The sequence below is a fragment of the Mesorhizobium sp. M7A.F.Ca.CA.003.01.2.1 genome, from assembly GCF_003998945.1.
GTDB lineage: Bacteria > Pseudomonadota > Alphaproteobacteria > Rhizobiales > Rhizobiaceae > Mesorhizobium > Mesorhizobium ciceri.
The window spans coordinates 1-5,269 of record NZ_RZRA01000344.1; the positions used below are offsets into that span (position 1 = coordinate 1).

The 5,269-nt window shown below is 61.3% G+C and carries 6 protein-coding genes and 1 pseudogene; 5 read left to right on the plus strand and 2 right to left on the minus strand.

Annotated features, from left to right (window positions below):
* The 5 genes and pseudogenes from lpdA to plsY all read left to right on the plus strand — a co-directional run.
* The coding region (gene lpdA / locus EN969_RS15585) for a dihydrolipoyl dehydrogenase (protein WP_127419228.1) at window positions 1-1,300 on the plus strand (1,300 nt) is incomplete at its 5' end.
* A gap of 89 nt (window positions 1,301-1,389) precedes the next feature.
* Window positions 1,390-1,647, plus strand: a complete 258-nt coding sequence (locus tag EN969_RS15590) for a GlsB/YeaQ/YmgE family stress response membrane protein (RefSeq protein ID WP_013531486.1) — start codon at window positions 1,390-1,392, stop codon at window positions 1,645-1,647.
* A gap of 138 nt (window positions 1,648-1,785) precedes the next feature.
* A complete protein-coding gene (gene lipA / locus EN969_RS15595) occupies window positions 1,786-2,751 on the plus strand; it encodes a lipoyl synthase (RefSeq protein ID WP_024505190.1) in 966 nt (321 codons plus the stop codon).
* Window positions 2,752-2,763: 12 nt separating this feature from the next.
* A complete protein-coding gene (locus tag EN969_RS15600; protein WP_013531488.1) occupies window positions 2,764-3,219 on the plus strand; it encodes a type II toxin-antitoxin system RatA family toxin in 456 nt (151 codons plus the stop codon).
* Window positions 3,220-3,228: 9 nt separating this feature from the next.
* Window positions 3,229-3,892 (plus strand): annotated as a pseudogene (plsY, locus tag EN969_RS15605) (glycerol-3-phosphate 1-O-acyltransferase PlsY).
* A gap of 45 nt (window positions 3,893-3,937) precedes the next feature.
* On the opposite strand, the gene EN969_RS15610 reads toward plsY, so the two are convergent.
* Both EN969_RS15610 and ispF read right to left on the minus strand, forming a co-directional pair.
* On the minus strand, window positions 3,938-4,420 hold the full coding sequence (locus EN969_RS15610) for a CinA family protein (protein ID WP_063168047.1): 483 nt from the start codon (window positions 4,418-4,420) through the stop codon (window positions 3,938-3,940).
* Window positions 4,417-5,269, minus strand: an 853-nt coding sequence (gene ispF / locus EN969_RS15615; RefSeq protein WP_127419229.1) for a 2-C-methyl-D-erythritol 2,4-cyclodiphosphate synthase, incomplete at its 5' end; no start/stop codon positions are given. The genes EN969_RS15610 and ispF, both read right to left, overlap by 4 nt.

Genomic DNA, 5,269 nt, shown 5'->3' on the forward strand with positions numbered 1-5,269 from the left:
GACCAAGGCGCTGCTGCGCTCGGCCGAGATCATGCACTATTCGGATCACCTGAAGGATTACGGGCTGAAGCTCGACGGCAAGGTCAGCGTGGACACATCGGCCGTCGTTGACCGCTCGCGCAAGGTGTCGCTGCGGCTCAATGGCGGCGTTGCCTTCCTGATGAAGAAGAACAAGGTCGACGTCATCTGGGGCGAGGCCAAGCTTTCGAAGGCGGGCGAGATCGTCGTGTCCAAGACGGCCAAGAAGCCGATGGAGCCACAGCCGCCGGTGCCGAAAGGCGTCAAGGGCGAGGGCACCTATACCGCCAAGCACATCATCCTGGCGACCGGCGCCCGGCCACGCGGGCTGCCCGGCATCGAGCCGGACGGAAAGCTGATCTGGACCTATTTCGAGGCCATGGTGCCGAAGGAGATGCCGAAGTCGTTGCTCGTCATGGGGTCGGGCGCCATCGGCATCGAATTCGCCTCCTTCTACCGCACAATGGGCGCCGAGGTGACGGTGGTCGAATTGCTGCCGGCGGTGATGCCGGTCGAGGACGCCGAAGTCTCGAAGTTCGCGCAAAAGCAGTTCGAGAAGCAAGGCATGAAGATTATCCTCGAAGCCAAGGTGACCAAGGTCGAGAAGGGCACGAACTCGGTCACGGCGCATGTCGAGATGAAGGACGGCAAGGTCGAGAAGATCACCGCCGACCGGATGATCTCGGCCGTCGGCGTGCAAGGCAACATCGAGGGCCTCGGGCTTGAGGCGCTCGGCGTGAAGACGGATCGCGGCTGCGTCGTCATCGATGGTTACGGCAAGACCAATGTGCCGGGCATCTATGCCATCGGCGATGTCGCCGGCCCGCCGATGCTCGCCCACAAGGCCGAACATGAGGGTGTCGTGTGCATCGAGAAGATCGCTGATTTTCCTGGCGTACATGCCACCGACAAGCTGAAGATTCCGGGCTGCACCTACTGCAATCCGCAGGTCGCCTCGGTTGGCCTGACCGAAGCCAAGGCCAAGGCAGAGGGCTGGGATATCCGGGTCGGGCGCTTCCAGTTCGCCGCCAATGGCAAGGCGATCGCGCTCGGTGAGGATCAGGGCTTCATCAAGACCATCTTCGACAAGAAGACCGGTCAATTGCTCGGCGCCCACATGGTCGGCGCCGAAGTGACCGAACTGATCCAGGGCTTCGTCGTGGCGATGAACCTGGAGACGACCGAGGAAGAGCTGATGCACACCATCTTCCCGCACCCGACGCTGTCGGAGATGATGAAGGAAAGCGTGCTCGACGCCTATGGCCGCGCGCTCAACGCGTGATAGATTGAAAGCGCTGCTACAGATGGAACCCGGCGGCAAGGTACATCGTTTGCGGATGCACTTTCATCCATCACACAAGGAGAAGGCATATGCACCTGAATGGCGTCGGCTGGATAGCAGCCATCATCATCGGCGGCCTGGCAGGCTGGTTCGCCGAAATGTTCATGAAGAGCAACACCGGCATCTTCATGAACATCGTTATGGGCATCGTCGGCGCGATCGTGCTGAACGCCATTCTGCAGGCTCTCAATTTTGGCCCGTTCGGCGTCGGCTGGATTGCCTATCTGATCACCGGCTTTATCGGCGCCTGCCTACTGATCTGGGCAGGACGCCTGGTGCGCCGCTGACATCACTGAAGAGCTGCCATGCGAAAAAGGCTGTTGCGGCATGCGCCGCAGCGGCCTTTTTCTTTGCGCCGAAAAGTCCTAGATGACGTTATCACAACGAACGCCTGACTGGCGCTCGCCAATGAACCAGGTTTCCCGATGGTCACTGTCCTCGATACGATCGCCAACGCACCGCGCCTGCGGCATCCCGAAAAGGCGCACAAGCCTGATCAGGATGTCCTGCGCAAGCCCGACTGGATACGCGTCAAGGCGCCGATGTCGAAGGGCTATGCCGAAACGCGCGAAATCGTGAAGTCGCACAAGCTGGTGACGGTCTGCGAAGAGGCCGGCTGCCCCAACATCGGCGAGTGCTGGGAAAAGAAGCACGCCACCTTCATGATCATGGGCGAGATCTGCACCCGCGCCTGCGCTTTCTGCAACGTCGCCACGGGCATTCCAACCGCTCTTGACCCGGATGAACCGGCCCGCGTCGCGCATGCGGTCAAGCAGATGGGCCTTACCCATGTCGTCATCACCTCGGTCGACCGCGACGATCTCGCCGATGGCGGTGCGCAGCATTTCGCCGAGGTCATCCGCGCCATCCGGGCGGCGACGCCGCTGACGACGATCGAAATCCTGACGCCCGACTTCCTGCGCAAGGACGGCGCGCTGGAGATCGTCGTGGCGGCCAAACCCGACGTCTTCAACCACAATCTCGAAACCGTTCCGTCGAACTATCTGACGGTTCGTCCGGGCGCCCGCTATTTCCATTCGATCCGGCTGTTGCAGCGGGTCAAGGAGCTTGATCCGTCGATCTTCACCAAGTCCGGCATCATGGTGGGGCTGGGCGAAGAACGGAATGAAATCCTGCAGTTGATGGACGATCTGCGTTCGGCCAATGTCGACTTCATGACCATAGGCCAGTATCTGCAGCCGTCGAAGAAGCACCACCCGGTGATCCGCTTTGTTACGCCGGAGGAGTTCAAATCCTTTGAGACGATCGGCCGGACCAAGGGTTTCCTGCTGGTGGCGTCCAGCCCGCTGACGCGTTCATCGCATCACGCCGGCGACGATTTCGCCAAGCTGCGTGCGGCACGGGAAGCGATTCTCAAGAAATCAGCTTAATCAGCCGGTTTCATGCCAAAATTCGAAGCTACCCGACGCGTATCCCATACACCCGAGCAGATGTTCGCTTTGGTCGCCGATGTTGAATCCTATCCGCAATTCCTGCCGCTTTGCGAAGCGCTGACGGTTCGCTCGCGCAAGGAGCGTGACGGGCGTACCGTTCTCCTTGCCGACATGAGCATCGGCTACAAGGCGATCCGCGAAACCTTCACGACGCAGGTACTGCTGAAGCCCGACGAGAACACCATCGACGTGAAGTACATCGACGGGCCGTTCAAATATTTGAGCAATGTCTGGCGTTTCGAACCCGACGGCGCCGGTTGCGCCGTCCGCTTCTTCATCGACTACGAGTTCAAGAGCCGTATTCTGGGCGCGGTCATGGGAACCATGTTCGATCGTGCCTTCCGCATGTTCGCCGAAGCCTTTGAGAAGCGCGCCGACGTCATCTACGGTACAAAACCGTCTTGAGGCTTGCGCATGCTTTTCTGGATAGCAAGCACCGTTGGACTGGCGATCGCCTATCTCTTCGGTTCAATGCCCACGGGTTATCTGGCGGGGAAGCTGCTCAAGGGCATCGATATCCGGGAGCATGGCTCCAAATCCACCGGGGCAACGAACGTCTTGCGGGTCTTGGGAAAATGGCCGGCGTTGGTGGTGTTGCTGGTGGATGTGCTGAAAGGTGCTGGGGCGATCGTCTTTGCCCGCTGGGTTCATCACGTTGCCGTTGGTTACGCTATCGACCCCGCTTGACCTGCAAGCCTGGGTGCCTTGGGCTGTTTGCCTGGCCGGAATTGCCGTGTTGTTGGGACATGGCCGTTCGATCTGGTTGAATTTCACAGGTGGCAAATCCGCTGCGACGGGGCTTGGCGTGTTGCTGGCTCTGTCTTGGCCGGTAGGTGTGGGGGCTGCGGCGGCTTTTGGTGCTGTGCTGGCTACGTCTCGGATAGTTTCCCTGAGTTCGATGGTAGCGGCGTTGACCGCGATCGCCCTCATCTGTGGCCTGGAGCAACCGTTGGCCTATCGGTTGCTGGTGATTGCGGGCAGCATCTACGTGGTTATGCGCCATCGTGCCAATATTCAGCGGCTGCTGGCTGGGACGGAGCCACACTTGGGGCAAAGCAGCCCGGAATCGAAAACGTAGCCGCAAATCCGGCTTTCGGGTCCGCCCGCCCAACGTTTTATAATCCTATCCGAGTGCTTGCAGGCCCAGTTCCAGCGCTTGCCGGACCGTTTCGCGACGGATGAAATCGCGGCCTTTGTCTGCAAAGAGTTGGTGCTCGGCGACAATCGGTCGGCCGTCCAGCGCAACCCCGAACCAGACCAGGCCGACCGGTTTTTCCGCCGAACCGCCGCCAGGCCCGGCGATCCCGGTAACCGCCAGGGTCAGCCCGGCGCGCGAACGGGTAAGCGCGCCTGTCGCCATTTCGATCGCAGTCTCGCGCGAAACCGCCCCATGCGCATCGAGCGTGGCGGCGGAAACGCCGAGCATGTCCATCTTGGCTTCGTTGGAATAGGCGATGAAGCCGCGATCGACCACGGCGGACGAGCCCGCGATGTCGGTGAGTGCCGCGATGATCATGCCGCCGGTGCAGCTTTCCGCCGTTGCCAGCATGATGCCGCGTTTCTGGCAGGCTTGCAGCAAGGCATTTGCCAGGTCGCTGTTGGTCATTCCGGCACCTCGCCGGGAAACACCACGCTGGCAGTGGCGATCGCCGCAATGCCTTCCTCGCGCCCGACGAAGCCGAGCTTCTCGTTGGTTGTCGCCTTGATCGAGATGCGATCCGCGGAAATTGCCAGCATCTGCGACAGGGCTGCCGTCATCGCCTCGCGGTGCGGGCCGACGCGCGGCGCTTCGCAGATCAACGTGATATCGGCATTGGCGATGCGGCCGCCGCGCTCGCGCACCAGCCCTGCCGCATGCTCGACGAAGATCCGCGATGCAGCGCCTTTCCACTGCGGGTCGGACGGCGGAAAATGCGTACCGATGTCGCCGGCGCCGCAGGTCGCCAGCAACGCATCGGTCAGAGCATGCAGACCGACATCGGCGTCGGAATGGCCGGACAGTTTCTTGTCGTGTGCAATGGCGACTCCACACAGTGTAACATGGTCGCCGGGCTCGAAAGCATGGACGTCGTAGCCATTGCCGGTCCGGATGTCGGGAAAGCGCACACGTTCGCCGGAAAGCCGCTGGTCCGCCATGGCAATATCCCGTGCCCAGGTGAGTTTGACATTGTCCGGCGAGCCCGGAACGATCTTGACCGGAATATGCGCCCATTCGGCGATCGCGGCATCGTCGGTAAAATCCATTTTTCCCAGATGATGGGCTTTCTCGTGCGCGGCAAGGATGGGCCAGAACGGAAAGCCCTGCGGCGTTTGCGCCGCGTGAAGACCGCTGCGCGAAACGGTTTCGCCAACCACGCCGGAGGCCGACTCGCGCTTCAGCGTGTCGGCGACGGGCAAAGCGGGCAATGCGCCCTCGCGCTCGCCGATGGCGGCGATGGTGCGATCTATCAGGTCC

Coding starts and splice junctions, on each gene's coding strand:
- EN969_RS15590 (WP_013531486.1), top strand. CDS start 1,390: ATGCACCTGAATGGCGTCGGCTGGATAGCAGCCATCATCATCGGCGGC.
- EN969_RS15600 (WP_013531488.1), top strand. CDS start 2,764: ATGCCAAAATTCGAAGCTACCCGACGCGTATCCCATACACCCGAGCAG.
- EN969_RS15610 (WP_063168047.1), bottom strand. CDS start 4,420: ATGACCAACAGCGACCTGGCAAATGCCTTGCTGCAAGCCTGCCAGAAA.
- lipA (WP_024505190.1), top strand. CDS start 1,786: ATGGTCACTGTCCTCGATACGATCGCCAACGCACCGCGCCTGCGGCAT.